Consider the following 19,528-nt stretch of genomic DNA (forward strand, 5'->3'; position numbering starts at 1 on the left):
CTAGACAAATGTGAATCATATCACTATCCTAAGATTCAGTGAATGGCGATTAACCCAATTTGTCGCAGGAGGTCCCATGGCGGAGGTCAGTAGCCCGGTCGATACTCGATCTGAACAGTTTCAGGCCAACGCTGCGTTTCACCACGGACTTTGGGACGAATTGCGCCAGAGACTGGCAACCGTGCGCCGAGGCGGGTCAGAGAAGGCCCGGCAACGCCATCTGGATCGTGGTCGCATGCTCCCACGGGACCGCGTAACCCGCGTGCTCGACGATGGCAGCCCCTTTTTGGAAATTGGTGCGCTGGCGGCCTGGGATGTCTACGATAATCAAGCTCCGTCAGCAGGAATTATTATCGGCATCGGACTGGTTCACGCACGACCGGTGATGGTGGTCTGCAATGATTCTACGGTCAAGGGGGGAACCTATTTCCCGCTGACGGTCAAAAAGCACCTGCGTGCCCAAACCATCGCATTAGAGAACGAATTGCCCTGTATTTACTTGGTGGACTCCGGCGGTGCCTATCTGCCGATGCAGGATGAGGTCTTCCCCGACCGCGAGCATTTCGGCCGGATCTTTTTCAACCAAGCCACGATGTCGGCGAAGAAGATCCCACAATTAGCTGCGGTGCTGGGCTCATGTACGGCAGGTGGGGCCTACGTGCCGGCCATGAGTGATGAGTCGGTGATTGTCCGCAACCAGGGCACGATCTTCTTGGGTGGTCCGCCCCTGGTGAAAGCAGCTACGGGTGAACAAGTCAGTGCCGAGGAGCTGGGCGGCGCCGAGGTCCATACGAAGACCTCCGGAGTAGCCGATCACATCGCCGAATCCGACGACCACGCGTTACAAATCATTCGCAATATTGTCGCGACGCTACCTCCTCCGCATCCCCGGGCCTGGCAGAAAATCACCGCGAGCGCCCCTGCGGCGGACCCCGACGAGTTAGCCGGGATCATCCCGCAGGATCTGAATCAGGCCTTTGATGCCTACCAGGTCATCGACCGCGTCATTGATCGGGATTCGTTCCACGAGTTCAAACCCGATTACGGGACATCGCTGGTCACCGGCTTCGCTCGACTCGAAGGTCACCCGGTGGGGATTGTAGCCAATAACGGGATTCTCTTCTCTGAATCCTCGCTCAAGGGAGCCCACTTCATCGAATTATGCGACCAACGTGGCATCCCACTGATCTTTCTGCAAAATATTTCCGGATTCATGGTCGGTAAGGATTATGAACACGGAGGCATCGCCAAAAACGGGGCCAAAATGGTCACGGCGGTCTCCACCGTACGGGTTCCTAAAATCACCGTGGTCATCGGTGGGTCTTTTGGCGCCGGGAACTATTCGATGTGTGGACGGGCATATTCGCCACGGTTTTTGTTCATGTGGCCCAATGCCCGGATCTCGGTGATGGGCGCCGACCAGGCTGCCGGTGTGCTTGCTACGGTCAAGCGGGACCAGCACGAGGCCGCCGGCACCGAATGGTCGGCCGAAGAAGAGGCTGAGTTCACCGCACCCATCAAGGCCAGCTACGAAGCCCAGGGCCAACCGTATTATTCCAGTGCGCGACTGTGGGATGACGGAATCATTGACCCGCGCGATACACGTCGGGTTCTGGCGATGGCGCTGGACGTGTGCCGTCAGCCCGATCTGCCACCCACTGGTTTCGGAGTCTTCCGCATGTAGTCGTGACCTGGACTCTGTCTGTTCAGCGCCCTGCCCTGACCTACCGCCAGCCATATTGCACCGCACAGTGAAAGATGACTCATGGATCAACCCACCGCTTCAGTCTTCCGCACCGTCCTGATCGCTAACCGAGGCGAAATTGCGTGCCGGGTCATCCGGACCGTTCACCAGATGGGCATGACCGCTGTGGCGGTGTATACCACGCCGGATGCCCAGGCATTGCATGTCCGACTCGCCGACCGAGCCGTGCATTTACCCGACCACCAGGCCACCACCGGCTACTTGGACATCGACGCGGTCGTGGCCGCTGCGGTGGAGACGGGGTCTGACGCTATCCATCCCGGCTACGGCTTCCTGTCAGAGAATGCGGACTTTGCCAGAGCCTGTGCTCGAGCAGGGATCACGTTCATCGGTCCCGATGCACAGGCCCTGGAGATCATGGGCGATAAGATCACCTCAAAAAAGCACGTCGGTGCCGCCGGGGTCCCACTCATTCAAGGGATTTCTGAACCCGGCCTCAGTGATGAGGAGCTGGTCGACAAAGCCTGTTCGATGACTTTTCCAGTGCTGATCAAGCCGTCTGCCGGCGGTGGCGGGAAGGGCATGTACGTTGCCGAGTCCTTGGACCAGTTGCCGGAAATGTTGGCCACCGCTCGACGTATCGCCCACGCTTCGTTTGGCGATGACACGCTTTTTATTGAACAGCTCATCGGCTCCCCACGCCACGTTGAGGTCCAGATTCTCGCCGACCAGCACGGCAATGTCATCCACCTGGGCGAACGAGAATGCTCCTTGCAGCGCCGGCACCAAAAGGTCATTGAAGAAGCCCCCTCGGTGGTCTTGACCGACCAGACGCGTGCCAGAATTGGTCAGGCCGCCTGCGATACCGCTCTCTCTGTAAATTATCGCGGTGCCGGAACCGTGGAGTTCTTAGTCTCCGATCACGACCCGGACACCTTCTACTTCATGGAGATGAATACTCGCCTGCAGGTCGAGCACCCGGTCACCGAAGAAATCACGGGCATCGATCTGGTGGAACAGCAGCTCCGCATCGCCGCCGGCGAGTCACTAGCCTACACCCAGGACGAGATTCAGTTGCGCGGTCATTCGGTCGAGGCTCGGGTGTATGCCGAGGTTCCTGCCGCCGGCTTCCTGCCCTCCACCGGGACCATCCTCGAACTGGCCGAACCGGCCGGCACCGGGGTGCGGGTTGATTCCGGGTTGCGTCGTGGCAGTGTCATCGGCACGAATTTCGATCCGATGCTTGCCAAGGTCATCGCGACCGGCAAACACCGTGACCAGGCGCTAGACCGTCTCGATCGGGCGTTGAAGAACATGGTGGTGCTCGGGGTCCAGACCAATATCAGCTATTTACGACAGTTGATCAATGATAGCCGGGTCCGAGCCGGGGCGTTAGATACCACCATGATCGAACGGATCCTGCCGGAGATGGATTTCCCGGGGCCCGGAGCCGACGACGCACAGATTGTAGCCACATTGGCTTACCACTTTGAACCGGCTCCGACCACCAGCCTGTCCTCCGGATGGCGTTGCGATGGGTGGCGCAGCATGGCCGCGCCGACAAGCGTCCGCCGGCACGTCAGCTATCGTACGGCTTCCGGGGACACCGAAGACTTCGACGTCACCTTGGACCCCTCCACGGTCGTCGAGCAGGTGGGAGACCATGAGTACCTATTATCCACACCAGAGTCAATGACCACCAGGGTGCACGCGGTCGTCGCCACACAACGCGCCGGGCAAAGTCAGCTGTGGTGTTTCACCCCGAACTTTGCCGGACTGCTGACCATCAGTGACCGACAGGCCATCACCAGAAACGAGGTCCAAGCCCAGCAGGCTGGCACTGCCGGGCTTATCTCCAACCCGGACGTGAGCTCCCCGCTACCCGGCACTGTGATGTCGGTGCCGGTGACCTCCGGAGACCAGGTATCAGCCGGCGACACGCTGGTGATCGTGGAAGCTATGAAGATGGAGCACCGGCTGGTCGCTCCCTTCGATGGTGTCGTCACGATCCACACAGCAGAAACCGAACAGGTCAAGCTCGGCCAAGTGCTGGCCAGCATCACCCCTGACGATGACAAGAATCCAGAAAACGAGCCCGCAAATTAGCTGGTGATGACCACCACGAAAGGACCTTGGCGATGTCCCTCGATCTCACCGATGAACAACAGGAATTGATTGCTACCGTCCGCGACTTCGCACAGAACGTCGTCGCTGCTGTGTCCTCACAGCATGACCGCGAGCACAGCTTCCCTTACGACGTCATTGCTCAGATGGGAGAACTCGGCCTCTTCGGTCTCCCCTTCCCCGAGGATTATGAGGGCATGGGCGGGGATTTCTTCGCCCTGTGCTTGGCATTGGAAGAATTGGCCAAAGTCGATCAATCCGTTGCCATTACGCTGGAGGCGGGAGTTTCCCTGGGCGCGATGCCGATCTACCGTTTCGGGACGGAGGAGCAAAAGCAACGCTGGCTCCCCGACCTGGTTGCCGGCCGAAAGCTGGCCGGTTTCGGTCTTACTGAGCCGGGCGCCGGGTCCGACGCCGGTGGCACCCGCACCACTGCTCGTGCAGACGGCGACCACTGGGTGATTAATGGAAATAAGGAATTCATCACCAACTCCGGAACCGACATCACCTCGGTGGTCACCGTGACTGCGGTGACTGGGGACCATGAAATCTCCACGATCATCGTGCCGACCGACACCCCGGGCTTCACCGCCGAACCGGCCTATGACAAGGTGGGCTGGAATGCTTCCGACACCCACCCGTTGACGCTGAATGATGTGAGAGTGCCACAAGAAAACCTGTTGGGTCAACGGGGCCGTGGCTTTGCTAATTTCCTCCACACCCTGGATGAGGGCCGGGTGGCCATTGCCGCGTTATCGGCCGGTGTTGCCCAAGGATGCGTGGATGAAGCGGTCCGGTACGCCAATACGCGCATCACCTTCGGCTCTCCCATTTCCCGCAATCAGGCCATTAGCTTCAAGATCGCCCGGATGCAGGCTCGCGCCCACACCGCACGGCTGGCCTACTATGATGCAGCACAGAAATTGGTCGCGGGCCGACCGTTCAAAACCGAAGCCTCGATCGCCAAGTTGGTGGCCTCCGAGGCGGCCATGGACAACGCTCGAGATGCCACTCAGGTCTTCGGCGGCTACGGATTCATGAACGAGTCTCTGGTCGCTCGCCACTACCGCGATTCGAAGATCCTGGAGATCGGCGAAGGCACCACCGAGGTCCAGTTGATGCTGATCGCTCGGTCCTTGGGCATGTAATCCCCTTGAGCATCGACAAACCGAATGCTATGTGAAAAAGGAGCCTGCTTGTGAGTACCGCAGATCAGACACCGCCGGTGGTGGTGCAACGGGGCCTCTACGCCGATGAGATGGAGGTCGGCACAATCTATCAGCATGCCCCGGGTCGAACCATCACCGAGGCCGACAACGTGCTGTTCACGACTCTGTCCATGAACACCCAATCGCTGCACTTGGACGCACACTGGTCGTCCCAACAGTCCTTCGGCCAACCCCTGGTGAATTCTATGCTGACCTTGGCAACCATCGTCGGCGCCTCAGTGGCCCAACTGACTCAAGGGACCATTGTGGCTAATCTGGGCTTCGACACTGTCGCATTCCCTCACCCGATGTATCACGGTGACACGCTGTATACCCGCACCGAAATCCTGGACAAACGGGATTCTGCTTCCCGCCCGCATCAGAGCATCGTGAAGTTCCAGCACGTAGGTGTTAATCAGGATGGCACGGTGGTCGCCGAGTGTGTGCGCTCCACGCTGCTGTGGAAGAACGAAGCTGAACATCGGCGAGAGCAGTCAGGACAGCGTCCATGAACCAACCACGCGATATCTTCACGCTGGGGCCAGCGATCTTGTTCTGCCCTGCCGACCGTCCGCAGCGATACATCAAAGCGGCCGAACGGGCTGATGCGGTGATCCTCGACCTGGAGGATGCGGTTGCCCCTGATGCCAAAGACCGGGCCCGTCACGCTCTGCAAGAACATCTGGCCACGACCGTGGCGCAGGATGCGACGCTGGCAGCCCGCACGATAGTGCGGATCAATTCTGTCGGTACCGAGATGAGTCGGGCCGACCTGGCGACGTTGGCCGGTAGTTCGGTGACCACGGTGATGGTCCCGAAGGTCGAATCGGTCCATCAGCTCGATGCCGTAGCGTCTCGTCTGGACGACCATGTGGGGATGGTGGCCCTGGTGGAAACCGCCCGTGGTGTGGCCTACGCGACAGCGATCGCCGAGCATCCGCGGGTGGTGGCCATGATGTGGGGTGCTGAGGATCTCATCGCGTCCATGGGCGGTTCCTCCTCACGTCATGCTGACGGAACCTACCGGGATGTCCCCCGTTTTGCCCGGTCCCAGGTGATGGTGGCCGCCGCAAGTGCCGGGGTAGCCTGTGTGGATTCGATCTGGGCCGATATCCAGGATCTGCAGGGTCTGCGAGTGGAAGTCGAAGACGCTGTAGCGACCGGCTTTAGCGCCAAAGCCTGTATCCACCCCTCGCATGTGGCAACGATCCGGGAGGGTTTCACCCCCAGCGCAGCAGATCAAGAATATGCTCGTGCTTTGCTGGCAGCTGTCGAGGATCACCCCCAGGGAGTGTTCTCCTTCCGGGGCACCATGGTCGACGGTCCGCTCATCGCTCACGCGCGCAGGATTATCGCCCGGGCCGGCTGATCGGGGTTTCCGATCATCGCATCGGAGATTTCTATTGGACCGCCTGTGACGCGCTCCATAGGGTAAGGATTAGAGGCACAGCCCATAGATCAATAACAACAAGGAGGTTATTGTGGCGAAAATTCTCATGGTCCTCTACCCCGATCCTGCTGATGGATACCCTCCCCAGTACGCCCGCGAGAGCATCCCCGAGCTCAGCGAATACCCAGATGGCCAGTCCCTACCAACCCCTGACAATATCGATTTCACCCCGGGTGAGTTGCTGGGGTGCGTCTCCGGTGGGCTGGGTATCGTCGACTGGTTGAAGTCTGAAGGCCACGATGTGGTGGTGACCTCTGATAAAGAGGGGGAAGACTCCGAATTTGACCGTGAGCTACCCGACGCCGATGTTGTGATCTCCCAGCCGTTCTGGCCGGCCTACCTGACCAAGGAGCGCCTGGAGAAAGCCAAGAATCTCAAACTGGCTCTTACCGCCGGCATTGGCTCTGACCACGTTGATTTGGATGAGGCCGCCAAGCGCGGAATCACCGTGGCAGAGGAGACCTACTCCAACTCAATTTCGGTCGCCGAACACACCGTGTTGATGGTGCTGGCCCTGGTGCGTGATTATCTGCACCAGCACGACATCTCCCGCAACGGTCGTTGGGACATTGCTGAAGCTGTGTCTCGGTCCTACGATCTGGAGGGAATGGATGTTGGTGTGCTGGCGGCCGGGCGCATCGGTCGGGCTGTCATCGAGCGCCTGGCACCCTTCGATGTCAAACTGCACTACTTCGATCAGCATCGTCTGCCCGAAGACTACGAGAAGAAGTACAATCTGACCTTCCACGAGTCTGCCGAAGCGCTGGTACCGAACATTGATGTGCTGTGCATTCACACTCCGCTGACACCGTCAACGGAGGGCAAGTTCGATGAAAAACTGCTGAACACGATGCGACATGGCGCCTACATCGTGAACCCCGCCCGCGGTGCCATCATGGATCGCGATGCCGTCGTCCGCGCTCTGGAATCGGGGCAATTGGCCGGCTACGCCGGAGACGTGTGGTACCCGCAGCCGGCACCGGAAGATCACCCATGGCGCACCATGCCACATAATGGCATGACTCCGCATACCTCGGGTTCGTCGCTGTCGGCTCAGGCTCGTTATGCTGCCGGTACTCGTGAGATCTTGGAAGACTTCCTTGCCAACCGTCAGATCCGCGACGAATACCTCATTGTTGACGGCGGAGACTACGCCGGAACCGGTGCCTCCTCGTACCGCCAGTCGAAGTAACCGGGCCCTGACAAGCCCCATCGATTAAACTCGGTCATATCCTGGGCCGGTAGCCATACTGGCTACCGGCCCGCGGTCGTTAAACGTCCGAGGAGTGACCGGCAATGCACCTGAACCAGCTGGCCTATTTTGTGGCCTTGGCACGAGAACAACATTTTGCACGTGCTGCAGAAGCCTGTTTCATTTCGCAGTCAACGTTGTCTGCCTCGATCAAGAAGCTGGAGTCCGGGCTGGGTGTGGAACTCATCCGCCGCGGTCACGCCATGGAGGGGATCACTGAGCAGGGGCACGTGGTGCTGAAGTGGGCCGAGCGCATCCTGGCCGATCATCGCTCGATGGTCGCTGAGCTCGAGTACTTCCAGCAACACCTCACGATTCCGCTTCGCCTCAGTACCGTTCCTACCGGGCTGGCCATCGCTTCACAGCTGGTGACCACCCTGAGAAAAACACATCCGACGGTCACCGTCAGTGTCGATTCCGGGCCCAATGATCATATCCTCCACGGATTGCGCCACCGCGAGCTCGATGCAGGGATCATCCTTGATCTGGGCGCAGCAGATGACCTTTATACCCATCGTGTGGCAGAGGACCGATATCAGCTCCTGGCCAGCCGGGAGTTGCTGGACCAATACCCGCACGTGGTAGACCTGGCACAGTCTCCCTCACCTTCCATCTGCTTATCCGATCTTGCCCACATTCCGCTTGCCGTGTTGTCTCCTGCCATGCAGGCACGAAACATGCTCGATCGAGCCATGGCGCGTGTGGGGGTCGAGCTGCAGCCGGCGTTGGAAACGACCACTCTCCCAGCACTGCTTGCTGTGGCGACCTCCCCCCAGTTCGCTTCACTCGTGCCTCGCTCGACCTTGCAGGAGCCCAGCGTCACAGGACCCGACGCGGTGATTTTGGAGCTTGATCCGCCGGTCGAGCTACCTCTGGCGCTTGCCTATCCAGCGACCTCTCCGGCACCCTCTGTTGCGGCTCTGCTAGCCAGTATCAACCGCGATGAGTTAGACTGAGCTCCATGACGCGGGGTGCTTCACGTCACCACACGGAAGCTGAGAAGATACCCGTTGAACCTGATCCAGCTCGTACTGGCGAAGGGACGTCTCACCGGTTGCACCGGGTCACTGTGGTCACTGTGCGTACCCTGTGCTCTTCCCGGATGGTTCTTTCTTGTCTGCCCGAGCTGTCTGCGGGTTTCTTTCGGCACGGTGCCACCGCGTTAACGCCCACCGTATTGGCCGTTGTGGTTCATCCCCTTGCTGGAAAGGAATAGTCACTGTGGCAGATAAATTGACCCCTCAGGCGATTCACGACGACGTGCGCGCCATCCTGACCCAGGTGAAAACCGGCCATCCGCTGGTGCATTGTTTGACCAATAACGTGGTCAAACAGGTTACCGCCAATGCCTTGTTGGCGGCCGGGGCAGCACCGGCGATGGTGGAAGACGCTGTGGAGGCCGGCGAGTTCGCCCACGTCGCTTCCGGGGTTCTGGTCAATGTCGGCACACTGACCCCCAATATCCGCCAGGCCATGACCTCAGCGGTCAGCGCCGCGCAGTCAGCCAACACCCCGTGGGTGCTCGATCCTGTTGCGGTCGGCGGGTTGAGCGTCCGCACCCAGTTTGCCCGTTCTATCCTGGACTCCCGCCCCGCTGCGATCCGTGGCAACCCCTCAGAAATCGCGGCTCTAGCGGGAACCGGTTCCGGCGGGCGTGGAGTTGACTCCACCGACTCCGTGGAGTCGGTTACCACTACTGCAGCAGAACTGAGCCACCGTAGTGGAGCAGTCGTGGCCGCCTCGGGGCCCACCGACCTGGTCGTCTCCACAGCAGCGCGTACCCACATCACCGGCGGGCACCCGATGTTGCAACAGGTCATCGGCACCGGATGCGCTTTGGGCGCCCTGACTGCCGCAACTCTGGGCGTCGCGCAGTTGCCTGCCCAACACCACGCTGCCGTGGTGGCGTCTCATGCCTTGGTCTCGGCGGCTGGGACCGTTGCGGGACAGACCGCGAGCGCACCGGGACATTTTGCCGTGGCTTGGTTGGATGCCCTCCACACCCTGAGCGCCGACGACGTGCTCGAGCTGATCACCCTCGACTCCGAACAGGCCTAAAGTATGTCACGGCATTCCACCCATCTCGCTGACACCACCGACTGGCGGCTCTACTACATCACCGATACCGAATACTCCGGTGGTCTCACTGCGGTTCCCGACGTCGTGGTCGAGGCGGTGAAAGGCGGGGCCGGTGTCGTCCAGGTCAGAGATAAGACGCTTTCCGACGAGGAGTTCGCCGAACTGACCGTGGCCTGCCAGCACGCCGTGCGCAACCAGCTGGGGCAGCAACGGTTCGAGCAGGTCAGGTTCTTCGTCAACGACCGGCTGGACGTGGCCCGCCAGCTCGGTTGTCACCTACACCTGGGACAAACCGATACCCCAATCTCTGAAGCTCGTGCCGTCCTCGGGGAGGAGGTGATGATTGGGTTATCTACGTCAACCCCCCGACAGGTACGAGAGGCCGTAAACCACCAGCTGGCTGATGTGTTAGGCATCGGCCCGTTTGCTCTAACCCCCACGAAACCCGATGCTGCCACGCCCTTAGGTCTCACCGGGATCAGCCAGTGCGTTCAGGCAACAGCCGGCTCCAAGGTGAAATGTGTTGCCATTGGTGGCATCAACACCACCAATGCGGCTGACATCTATCGCAGAACCGGCGTGGACGGGATCTGTGTGGTCTCTGCTATCGCTGCAGCCAGCGATCCCGCCCAGGTGGCTGCGCAGTTATTCTCGGCGTTGCACCGTGAATAACTGTCCCAGCACAACGCTTCACCCTCCACTACTCGCCCTCGAATCATCAAGACACAGCAAAACACGGAAGGAACGAAAGGAAGGCAAGGACCGATGACATCTCGACCAGCCACCGCCTTAACCATCGCCGGAACAGATCCCTCGGGAGGAGCCGGCATTCAGGCCGATCTGAAAACCTTCACCACCCTCGGGGTGTACGGAACCTCCGCTATTACCTCGCTGATCGCACAGAACACCCAGGGCGTTCAACAGGTGATCCCCATTGGTATCGATGATCTGCGGGCTCAAATCAGCTCGGTGCTGGATGATCTGCCCATTGACGCCACGAAAATTGGGATGCTCGGCTCGGCCGAGATGGTCAAAGCCGTCGCAAAGATCATTGCCGATCGGCGTGAAGAATTCGGTGTTCTCGTCGTCGACCCGGTACTGGTAGCCACCAGCGGAGATAGCTTGTCCGATGACGATGCCGCTCTGGCGATGGTCGAGCACCTGCTTCCGTTAGCGGATGTGGTGACCCCCAACCTTCCCGAAGCTGCGTGGCTCTCCGATGCCGATGCTGAGGCCGAAAGTCTCGAACAGATGACTGAACAGGCCCACGTTCTGGCTCAGCATGGAACTGGAGCGGTGATGGTCAAAGGTGGTCACCTCTACCACGACACCCAGGAGATGACCGATGTGGTCGTCATCAACGGTGAAGCTTATTCGCTACCGATCCCCCGTGTTAGCACCCGCAATACGCACGGCACCGGCTGCACGTTGTCGTCAGCAATCGCAGCCCGGGCGGCCCTGAACGTATCCGCTCAGACCCCGCCAAGCTCCGAGGATCTGTTGGCGTGGATCAAGAAGGGCCAAACTGATCTGGCCCGCGCCCTGGCCGCTGGAGCACAGTGGGAACTCTCCTATGCTCCGCAGACCGGGCACGGGCCCGTCAATCACCTCGCCCTACGGGCCTAACCACTTAGAGTGCTTGTTGCCAGAACTCGGCTTCCAAGCGTGAGGCGGTGGCAAAGATGTGTGACAACTCGGCGAATCGCTGGTCAGACAACGGCCCCTCGCCAGCCAGCGCGTCGAGGTTGTCAACCTCTTGTTCCGAGGCTTTGACAAACTGTGGATCAATGTAGGTTTCGATCCACTCTTTATACCGGTGGTCGGGATTTTTTTCCAGGGCCGGTGCAATCTCGGCACCGATTTCGGCGTAGCCGATCAGACACGGTGCCAGGGAGACGTACAGGTCCAGCAGGGTACCGGTCAGCGCGGTGTCGAGCACGTAGCGGGTGTAGGCCACCGTGCCAAGGTCCTCAGGGGTCGCGTTCAGTTCCTCGGGGCTGATCCCCCACTCGGCGGTCATCGAGGTGTGTAATCCGGTTTCCCAGACAATGTTCTTCAGCCCATCCATCGAATGTTGGATGCCCTCGAGCGTGAGTTGCTTATACACGGCCAGCCCATAGGCGCGGGCAAAGTGAATCAGGAAGTGGTAGTCCTGAATCAGGTAGCGCTGGAAGGCTTCGAGTTCTAGGGATTCATCGGCCAACTTTTGGATCAATTCGTGACGAGTATAGGACTGCCACACCTCCAGGTTGGCCTGCTTCAGATCGTTGAACAACGTCATGCGTGGATTCCTTTCAGCGGGTACTTATAGGTGTCGTTGAAGAAGCCGAGCTCAAGCTCCACCGCCCGGCGGAAAAAGTCGTGGGCGGTCTCGGCATCTTGCGCCCCGGAACGGTCGGCCTCCTGTTCGAGGAAGGTCGCGAAACTCAAGAAGTCCGGGTTGTCGTGCAAGGTGATCCATTCGTGATGAACAAAACTCTCCGAATGGTTTTCGGGAGCTCGGGCCGCCCAGTCTCGGTACAAGCACTCGGTGACCATCAGCACCGCGACCACCGCACTGTAGTTTTGTGAGGATGCCGCTTCCCGCATCAGATCGACGAAACCGCCGGCACTCGGGGTGTCTGGAGTCGATGCGCGGAGTTCATCGGTAACGCCCAGTGCGTCAAAGGCTCGCTGGAAGTAGGTGTCTTCACTATTGACCATTTCTCCGGCGAAGCTGGCGTATCGTAACCGTGCATCGAGCCGGTCCGCGGTGGTGATGGCGGCGCCGAGTAACTGTAAGAAGGCTTCAAAGAAGCGGTAGTCCTGGTCGAGATATCCGGCCATCACGGCGTCATCGATTGTTCCCTCGAAAAGCTCGGTCACGAACCGGTGATTAATCGCTTCATCCCAGGTGTCGCGATTGGCTTCAAGGAGTTCTTGACTAAAGCGTTGGCTCATTTCGTCCTGTTGTCCTTTCCGTTCTTGCACAGAAAAACTCAGGACACGATCGCGCACTCAGAATAAGGCCTGACGTTGACTCGCTTCACAGGTACCAAGATTCGGTACCAGCACCGCAATGACATCCCTCCGCGAAGATTAATTCGATCAGGTTCTCGGGTGTATTCTCAGCCCATTCTCAGGCACCCCGTGTCGTTCAACACTGTATCGAATGGCCTCATTTTGCGTCTAGGGTGTTGCTCGTTCATCGAGTGCACAGCCGGGCACTCTAGGGCTCTTTAAACAAGGTTAGTCCAGCCCCCTCTGTGTGGCTGGACTGACCCTGTCGCCGTCTGAGCGTTTTTGGGACCCGAAGGCCCGGAAGGCTCTATCCGAACATTACTGCTTTTCGATCACGGCACGGTGAATCATCCGGGCCGCAGTTCTCGCGGTGCGCCCACCAATATCGTGCTTTGGGCTCAACTCGGCGACATCGAAATGTAGTAGTTTCCCACTGCGGGCCACCCGACCGATCACGTGCTCAATCACATGGGGTGAGACACCAACAGCTGCCGGAGCGCTGACGCCCGGAGCAACATCGGCCGAAAGCACATCCAAGTCCAGGGTCAGGTAGACCGCATCCAGATCGGCCAGGAACGACTCCACAAACTCTGTCACAGCGCTCTTGTGATCGATGGTGGCCTCCCGGTCAAGGAGGACGGCCACATTCTCAGATTTCGCGCGGTCGAACAGAATTTTGGTGTTGGCTTGCTCAGCAATGCCCAGGGCGGCGTAGTGCAGGTCACGGCCGGCAAGATGCTCATGCTCAGCGATTTGAAAGAATCCGGTTCCGGAGGTCGCAAAGCCGGCGTCCCGGTTGTCAAAGTGAGCATCCAGATTCACGATGCCTAATTTTGCCGAGCCTGACAGCGAACGGTCTGAGGCGTCACCGGCACGCAGGAAGTGGGAAACACCCAGAAAACTGGCCCAGGTAATTTCATGGCCACCGCCTAATCCGACGGTGAAGTGGCCTTGGTCCAGCAGTGTGCTCAGATTGTCACCGAATTCTTTCTGACCTTCTTCGAGCTCAGCCCCGGTGTCAATGTCTCCGGCATCGTAGACGCTGATCGGTTCCGGCAGCGCGAATCCACCTAATGCCTGGCGTAAGGACTGAGGTCCTTCCACGGCTCCAGGACGACCCATATTGCGTTTCACGCCTTCATCGGAGCGGAACCCTAGCAGTGCGGTTCCTGATTCGGCTGTAGCCGAGAAGGGACGGACGGCTTGGTGCCACCGCAGGTGCTCTGGCCCGTCCCCGTCGACACGGCCACTCCAGTTCTCTTTGTTCATGGTGTCAATAAGAGCCATACAATCTACCCCTGTTCTCAAATCACGAAGCTCACGGACGGTTTACACTGCACGAACGCCGCGACGCCAGACCGAATGCGTCATGGGCATTCCAGGGCGGTAGGCCAAGTGGATGGCAGCGGGGGCGTTCAGCAGGTGAAGATCGGCTCGTTTTCCGACTTCCAGGGAGCCGACTTCATCGTCAGCCCCCACGGCGATGGCGCCACCCAGTGTGGCAGCCCGGATAGCTTCGTGCAAGCTCAACCCCATCTGGAGCACAGCGGTACCCACGCAGAAGTTCATCGACGAGGTATAGCTGGTGCCCGGGTTGCAGTTGGAGGCCAACGCAATCACGGCACCCGCATCAAGCAGGCGACGGCCCGGAGCCAGCTGTTCGCGGGTGGACAGGTCGCAGGCCGGCAAGCAGGTTGCCACAGTGCCACGTTGTCCGGTGCCATTGTCCCGATCATAATCGCTCCAGGATCCTGCCAGGGCCTCGACGTCCGAATCGCTCAAGTAGTTGACGTGGTCCACACTGGTGGCTCCCATCTCCACGGCGAGTCTCACACCGGGGCCTTCTCCCAACTGGTTTCCGTGTACCCGTAAACCCAGACCAGCATCTTTGGCGTGTTGCAATACGCTCCGGGATTGGTCTTCGTTGAAGGCGCCCCGTTCACAGAATACGTCGGCCCAATCCACGTATGGCGTCACACCTTCCAGCATCGGGCCGTTGACGTCGGCCAGGTACTCATCGGCGTCCACGCCCGCCGGGACCAGGTGGGCACCGAGGAAGGTGACGGTATCGAGCTCCCCGTCTTCTTTCAGCTGGTGTGCTAACTTGGCGTGCCGAATTTCTTCGGCAACCTGCAACCCGTACCCGGTCTTGGTCTCCAGATAGGTCGTGCCACCGTCAACGGCCTGACGAATCCGATCACGCACCAGCCCGCTCAGTCGCTCATCGCTGGCAGCCCGAGTCGCTTCGGTGGTGACGTTAATGCCACCAGCCGAGTAGGATTCTCCTGCCATTCGAGCCTCAAATTCGGCGCTACGGTCGCCATCGAAAATAATATGAGTGTGGGAATCAACCCAGCCGGGAAGAGCGGCTTTGCCGTCGGCGTCAACACTCACGTCAGCGGCGGGCACATCCTTAGAGGGGCCTACCCAGGCGATCTTTCCGTCTTCGAAAACAATCCCGGCATCCTTGATGACGCGTGACTCTGCATCCTGAGTATGTAATTCGGAGATATTGAAGATTGCGGTCGACTCGTTATTCTTCGAGCTCATCGAAACACTCATTCCTCTCAACGATAAAAATAATACGGGGCCTTTGCAGATCTGCCGGATGTTTTTGACTGTCGGTGAGGGTGTAGCGCCCATGGCCACGGCCGATGGCTCGCCCACGTTGTAACCCATCAGACCGGGGCGCGTCCGTGTCGTCCAGAAGGACCGACACAGACGCGTCCAGGCAGCTCACATGGCCATTACTCAACGGCGATTAGTCGCGGATCTTCGGCTCCATCGGAACCTTGACACCACGTTCCTGAGCAACCTCGGCTGCGCGACTGTAACCGGCGTCCACGTGACGGATGACACCCATTGCCGGGTCGTTGGTCAGCAGTGCTTCCAGCTTGGCCCGGCCTAGCTCGGTACCGTCAGCCAAACCGACCTGGCCGGCGTGGATAGAGCGGCCCATGCCCACACCACCTCCGTGGTGCAGCGAGACCCAGGTGGCACCCGAGCTGGTAGCGGTCAGCGCGTTCAACAGAGGCCAGTCGGCAATGGCGTCGGAGCCATCGAGCATGGACTCGGTTTCGCGGTACGGAGAGGCCACCGAACCGGAGTCCAGGTGGTCACGACCAATAGCGATCGGAGCCTTGACCTTGCCTGAGGCCACCAGCTCGTTGAACAGCAGGCCGGCCTTGTGCCGCTCACCGTAGCCTAACCAGCAAATACGTGCCGGTAGCCCCTCAAATTCGACGTATTCTTCAGCAGCATCCAACCAGGTGTGCAGGTGCTCGTTGTCCGGGAACAGCTCCTTCAAGGCCTGGTCGGTGACCTTGATGTCTTCCGGATCGCCGGAGAGAGCAACCCAGCGGAACGGGCCAAGACCCTCGCAGAACAGCGGACGGATATAGGCCGGGACGAAGCCGGGGAATTCGAAGGCACGCTCGTAGCCGGCCTTGCGAGCCTCGTCGCGAATGGAGTTGCCGTAGTCGAAGACCTCAGCACCTTCGTCCTGGAACTCCACCATGGCCTGCACATGGGCGGCCATGGACTCGCGGGACTTCTTGGTGAAGCCCTCCGGATCAGCCTGTGCTTCCCGATCCCAATCATCAATCGTGTACTCGACGGGCAGGTAGGACAGCGGGTCGTGTGCCGAGGTCTGATCGGTCACAATGTCGATACTGATTTCACCAGCACGGTGACGACGCAATAGCTCGGGGAACACTTCAGCGGCGTTGCCCACGTATCCCACAGACAGGGCTTTCTTCTGCTCCTTGGCTTCCAGGACCTTTTTCAGCGCGGTTTCCAGATCGGTTTCGACCTCGTCGAGGTAGCGCTTGCCCTGACGGCGACGTAGCCGTTCCTCGGAAACGTCCACGATCAGCACGGCACCGCCATTAAGGGTCACGGCTAGTGGCTGTGCTCCACCCATACCACCGCAACCGGCGGTCAGGGTCAGGGTTCCGGCCAAGCTGCCCTCGAAACGGTTCTTCGCGATCGCACCGAAGGTTTCGTAGGTACCCTGCAGAATCCCCTGGGTCGCGATGTAGATCCACGATCCAGCGGTCATCTGTCCGTACATCATCAGCTCAGCGTCATCGAGCTTGCGGAATTCTTCCCAGTTGGCCCAGTCGCCGACCAGGTTCGAGTTGGCAATCAGCACGCGCGGTGCCCACTCGTTGGTCTTGAGCACCCCAACGGGCTTACCGGACTGCACCAGCAGCGTCTCGTTGTTTTCGAGTTCTTTGAGGCTTTCGATGATGGCATCGTAGGCTTCCCAGCTACGAGCTGCCCGGCCGGTTCCGCCGTAGACGACCAGGTCTTCAGGACGTTCAGCCACCTCGGGGTCGAGGTTGTTCATCAGCATGCGCATCGGAGCTTCAGTCTGCCAGGACTTCGCGGAGATCTCGGTGCCTCGAGGCGCATGAATTTCACGGGACGGGTCATGACGGGTAAAGGACATCGTATTTTTCCTTTCTCGGGTAGCACACTGGTAGTCACCCGGAGGACTACATCAGCCGTTTTTCTAATATGTTCGCGTAACGGCGCAGAGCCGTCACAAGCTTGTCGTGTTGTTCTGGTGTGGTCTTGGCCGGGATATAGGTCAGCGTCATCGCAGCAACCGGCCAGGCATTGCGGTCACAGATCGCCACTGATACTGAGGAAAAACCTTCGGTGACTTCTGAATGCTCGCTGGCGTAGCCTCTCTGACGGATCTCGCCTAACTCCTCCTGCAATTTCTGTAGCGTCGTGATTCTCAGCAGGTCAATATTGCGGACGGGAAACTCCAGCGATTCGTCATCGAGCTTATGTTCTCCCTCCGACTGGCCGTGCTCCCCCGTGGCAAACGCGCTCTTGAGTGAATACATGGCGGCCACTTGATCTTCGGGTAGCTGTGCCAGCATGGCCCGTCCCGAGGCGGTCGCGTGAGCTAACAGGCGCACGCCGACGTGGTTGACCAGCACCGGCCGGCCCTCGGCACGTTCATTCAACAAGTAGACAACGTTACGCCCGTAGAGCGTCGACAGATGTCCGTTGGCCCGTGTCTCGTCAACCAGCTTGGCCAGCAGTGGCGAGGCCAGACGTGAAACCGGCTCGTAACGCACATAGGAGTGAGACAATTCGACCGCGGAAGGCCCCAGACCGTATTTCTTCTCTTCTGGGTAGTGGATGACAAACCCCTGCGCTATGGCCGTGTTCAACAGGTGATAGACGGTCGAACGCGGAATGTGCAATTGATCCGAGACCAGTTGTGCACTCACGGGACCACGTTGTCTAGACAGCATCAGCAAGATCTCCAGAACGTGCTGAGCTGCCGGCACGCGAGATGACGAGTACTGCTCCGGCTTCCGTTGCGAAAGGACACTGCCTGTTTTCACTATTGCAACATCACCACCACGTGGCACAAGGGGCCAGCGATCAGAATGGTCAGCACGACGCGTTCAAACCACACCACGAGCATTTGCCAGAGGCTGATTGGAATCGACGTCGACATCACGGTCGGAATCAGTGCGGAGAGGAACACGATCACCGAAACTGAGACGACGGCAATCAGCAGTCGTAACGCAAGATCTTCATCGCCACTCAGGAAGGTCGCAGGCAAAAAGATTTCAGCGACACTGAGGAACGATGCTTTGGCGGCCAGAAGCGGTTCGCTCATGCCCACGATCCACGTAAACGGCAAGAGCAGGTATCCTAGCCAGTCGAAGATCGGTGTGAAGTGCACCAGGATCAAAGCCACCGTTCCCACACCCATGATGGATGGGACGATATTCGTGGCCATACGAAGCCCGGTCAGGAAGTTGGTGCCGAGGTTCACAAAGATATTGGGTGCAGCATCAGCGATCGCCAGCGCTTCAGACCAGGCCACTTTGGTCTTATTCTTCTTGACAATGCTTTCGGTTTCCAATTCCACGTTGGGATACGCTGTATTCGGAATGGTGCCCAGCGGAGGAATGCGGACGACAATGGCGGTCACCAGGAAGGTTACGATCAGCGACAAGAAGAAGTACCACAGCCACATGTCCATCAGGTCCAGGGTGCGTGCAATCACGACCATGAAAGTCACCGACACGGTGGAAAAGCCCACCGCGATAATGGCTGCTTCCCGGCCGGTGTAGCGTCCTTTCTTGTACATCCGATCGGTGATCAGCATCGAGACCGAGTAGCTGGCCACGAACGATGCGACCGCATCCACGGCGGAGCGACCAGGCGTGCGCCACACTGGGCGCATGATCGGCTGGGCATAAACACCGATGAATTCCATCAGCCCGTAATTGGTCAGTAGCACCAAGAAGATCGCACCAATCGGCACCAGGATTCCGACCTGTGATGCCACCGGGTTAAAAATCGACGGTGCAATGTCCTCGCCGATGATCCAGTTCGGTCCGAAGTCAAAGACCACCATGGCTGAAAAAAGAGCGCCCAAGACGGCAAACACGGCGAAGACCGCATCCACGACGTTCGTCATCCACTTGCCCTGAATCACGGTGAGCACCGCTCCGGCCACAGCGAGTGCCAGAATGATGTATGGCACCGCCTGACCGAGCCAGTCGGTGAACCACGAGACGATGTGTTCAATAAGGATCGAGTTTTCTCCGTTGATAGTCAAGGGAACGAAGAAAATGAAAATACCCAACGCGCTGTAAAAAATGACGCGGAAAGCGTTACCCGCCGTGTGGGTATGTTGTGTTTCTGACGTTTCACTGTGCACAGTCATG

The 19,528-nt window shown here is 59.2% G+C and carries 17 protein-coding genes and 2 riboswitches; of the genes, 10 read left to right on the top strand and 7 right to left on the bottom strand.

Features of this window, described 5'->3' with window-relative positions:
* Positions 1 to 76: 76 nt before the first annotated feature.
* The 10 genes from DCC24_RS08755 (at position 77) to thiD (ending at position 11,444) form a co-directional block, all read left to right on the top strand.
* A complete protein-coding gene (locus tag DCC24_RS08755; RefSeq protein WP_110099549.1) occupies positions 77 to 1,684 on the top strand; it encodes a carboxyl transferase domain-containing protein in 1,608 nt (535 codons plus the stop codon).
* 81 nt (positions 1,685 to 1,765) lie between these two features.
* Positions 1,766 to 3,811: a biotin carboxylase N-terminal domain-containing protein gene (locus DCC24_RS08760; RefSeq protein WP_110099550.1), complete on the top strand. Its 2,046-nt coding sequence runs from the start codon at positions 1,766 to 1,768 to the stop codon at positions 3,809 to 3,811.
* Between the two features lie 32 nt (positions 3,812 to 3,843).
* Complete coding sequence (locus tag DCC24_RS08765) at positions 3,844 to 4,977, top strand: acyl-CoA dehydrogenase family protein (RefSeq protein ID WP_110099551.1); 1,134 nt, start codon at positions 3,844 to 3,846, stop codon at positions 4,975 to 4,977.
* 50 nt (positions 4,978 to 5,027) lie between these two features.
* The gene (locus DCC24_RS08770) at positions 5,028 to 5,549 is read left to right on the top strand and encodes a MaoC family dehydratase (protein WP_334228547.1); all 522 of its coding nucleotides are present in this window, start codon (positions 5,028 to 5,030) and stop codon (positions 5,547 to 5,549) included.
* Positions 5,546 to 6,406: a CoA ester lyase gene (locus DCC24_RS08775; protein WP_110099552.1), complete on the top strand. Its 861-nt coding sequence runs from the start codon at positions 5,546 to 5,548 to the stop codon at positions 6,404 to 6,406. The genes DCC24_RS08770 and DCC24_RS08775 overlap by 4 nt, the downstream gene beginning before the upstream one ends.
* A 112-nt stretch (positions 6,407 to 6,518) precedes the next feature.
* Entirely contained in the window at positions 6,519 to 7,679 is a 1,161-nt protein-coding gene (locus tag DCC24_RS08780) for an NAD-dependent formate dehydrogenase (protein WP_110099553.1), read from the top strand.
* A 104-nt stretch (positions 7,680 to 7,783) separates the two neighbouring features.
* Complete coding sequence (locus tag DCC24_RS08785) at positions 7,784 to 8,695, top strand: LysR family transcriptional regulator (protein ID WP_110099554.1); 912 nt, start codon at positions 7,784 to 7,786, stop codon at positions 8,693 to 8,695.
* Between the two features lies 1 nt (position 8,696).
* Positions 8,697 to 8,799: riboswitch (TPP riboswitch) on the top strand.
* A gap of 161 nt (positions 8,800 to 8,960) precedes the next feature.
* On the top strand, positions 8,961 to 9,797 hold the full coding sequence (gene thiM, locus DCC24_RS08790) for a hydroxyethylthiazole kinase (RefSeq protein WP_233492045.1): 837 nt from the start codon (positions 8,961 to 8,963) through the stop codon (positions 9,795 to 9,797).
* A 3-nt stretch (positions 9,798 to 9,800) separates the two neighbouring features.
* Positions 9,801 to 10,490 carry a thiamine phosphate synthase gene (gene thiE / locus DCC24_RS08795; protein WP_110099555.1) on the top strand — a complete coding sequence of 230 codons (690 nt, stop codon included), beginning with the start codon at positions 9,801 to 9,803 and terminating at the stop codon, positions 10,488 to 10,490.
* A 93-nt stretch (positions 10,491 to 10,583) separates the two neighbouring features.
* Entirely contained in the window at positions 10,584 to 11,444 is an 861-nt protein-coding gene (gene thiD / locus DCC24_RS08800) for a bifunctional hydroxymethylpyrimidine kinase/phosphomethylpyrimidine kinase (protein WP_110099556.1), read from the top strand.
* A 4-nt stretch (positions 11,445 to 11,448) separates the two neighbouring features.
* Here the strand turns inward: thiD and DCC24_RS08805 are convergent, their stop codons facing one another.
* From DCC24_RS08805 to DCC24_RS08835, 7 genes are all read right to left on the bottom strand, one after another.
* Entirely contained in the window at positions 11,449 to 12,099 is a 651-nt protein-coding gene (locus DCC24_RS08805; protein ID WP_110099557.1) for a TenA family protein, read from the bottom strand.
* Complete coding sequence (locus DCC24_RS08810) at positions 12,096 to 12,758, bottom strand: TenA family protein (protein ID WP_110099589.1); 663 nt, start codon at positions 12,756 to 12,758, stop codon at positions 12,096 to 12,098. The genes DCC24_RS08805 and DCC24_RS08810 overlap by 4 nt, the downstream gene beginning before the upstream one ends.
* A gap of 107 nt (positions 12,759 to 12,865) precedes the next feature.
* A riboswitch (TPP riboswitch) is annotated at positions 12,866 to 12,958 on the bottom strand.
* Between the two features lie 178 nt (positions 12,959 to 13,136).
* The gene (gene hutG, locus DCC24_RS08815) at positions 13,137 to 14,105 is read right to left on the bottom strand and encodes a formimidoylglutamase (protein ID WP_199446257.1); all 969 of its coding nucleotides are present in this window, start codon (positions 14,103 to 14,105) and stop codon (positions 13,137 to 13,139) included.
* A 42-nt stretch (positions 14,106 to 14,147) separates the two neighbouring features.
* Positions 14,148 to 15,368, bottom strand: coding sequence for an imidazolonepropionase (gene hutI / locus DCC24_RS08820; RefSeq protein ID WP_110099558.1), 1,221 nt, complete (start codon positions 15,366 to 15,368; stop codon positions 14,148 to 14,150).
* A 211-nt stretch (positions 15,369 to 15,579) separates the two neighbouring features.
* Positions 15,580 to 17,271 carry a urocanate hydratase gene (locus DCC24_RS08825; RefSeq protein ID WP_110099559.1) on the bottom strand — a complete coding sequence of 564 codons (1,692 nt, stop codon included), beginning with the start codon at positions 17,269 to 17,271 and terminating at the stop codon, positions 15,580 to 15,582.
* 46 nt (positions 17,272 to 17,317) lie between these two features.
* Positions 17,318 to 18,214, bottom strand: a complete 897-nt coding sequence (locus DCC24_RS08830) for an IclR family transcriptional regulator (RefSeq protein WP_334228565.1) — start codon at positions 18,212 to 18,214, stop codon at positions 17,318 to 17,320.
* On the bottom strand, positions 18,187 to 19,527 hold the full coding sequence (locus DCC24_RS08835) for a YjiH family protein (protein WP_110099561.1): 1,341 nt from the start codon (positions 19,525 to 19,527) through the stop codon (positions 18,187 to 18,189). Before DCC24_RS08835 ends, DCC24_RS08830 begins: the two co-directional genes overlap by 28 nt.
* Between the last annotated feature and the right edge of the window lies 1 nt (position 19,528).

Origin of the sequence: Auritidibacter sp. NML100628 (assembly GCF_003185985.1) — a bacterium.
GTDB classification, from domain to species: Bacteria; Actinomycetota; Actinomycetes; order Actinomycetales; family Micrococcaceae; genus Auritidibacter; species Auritidibacter ignavus.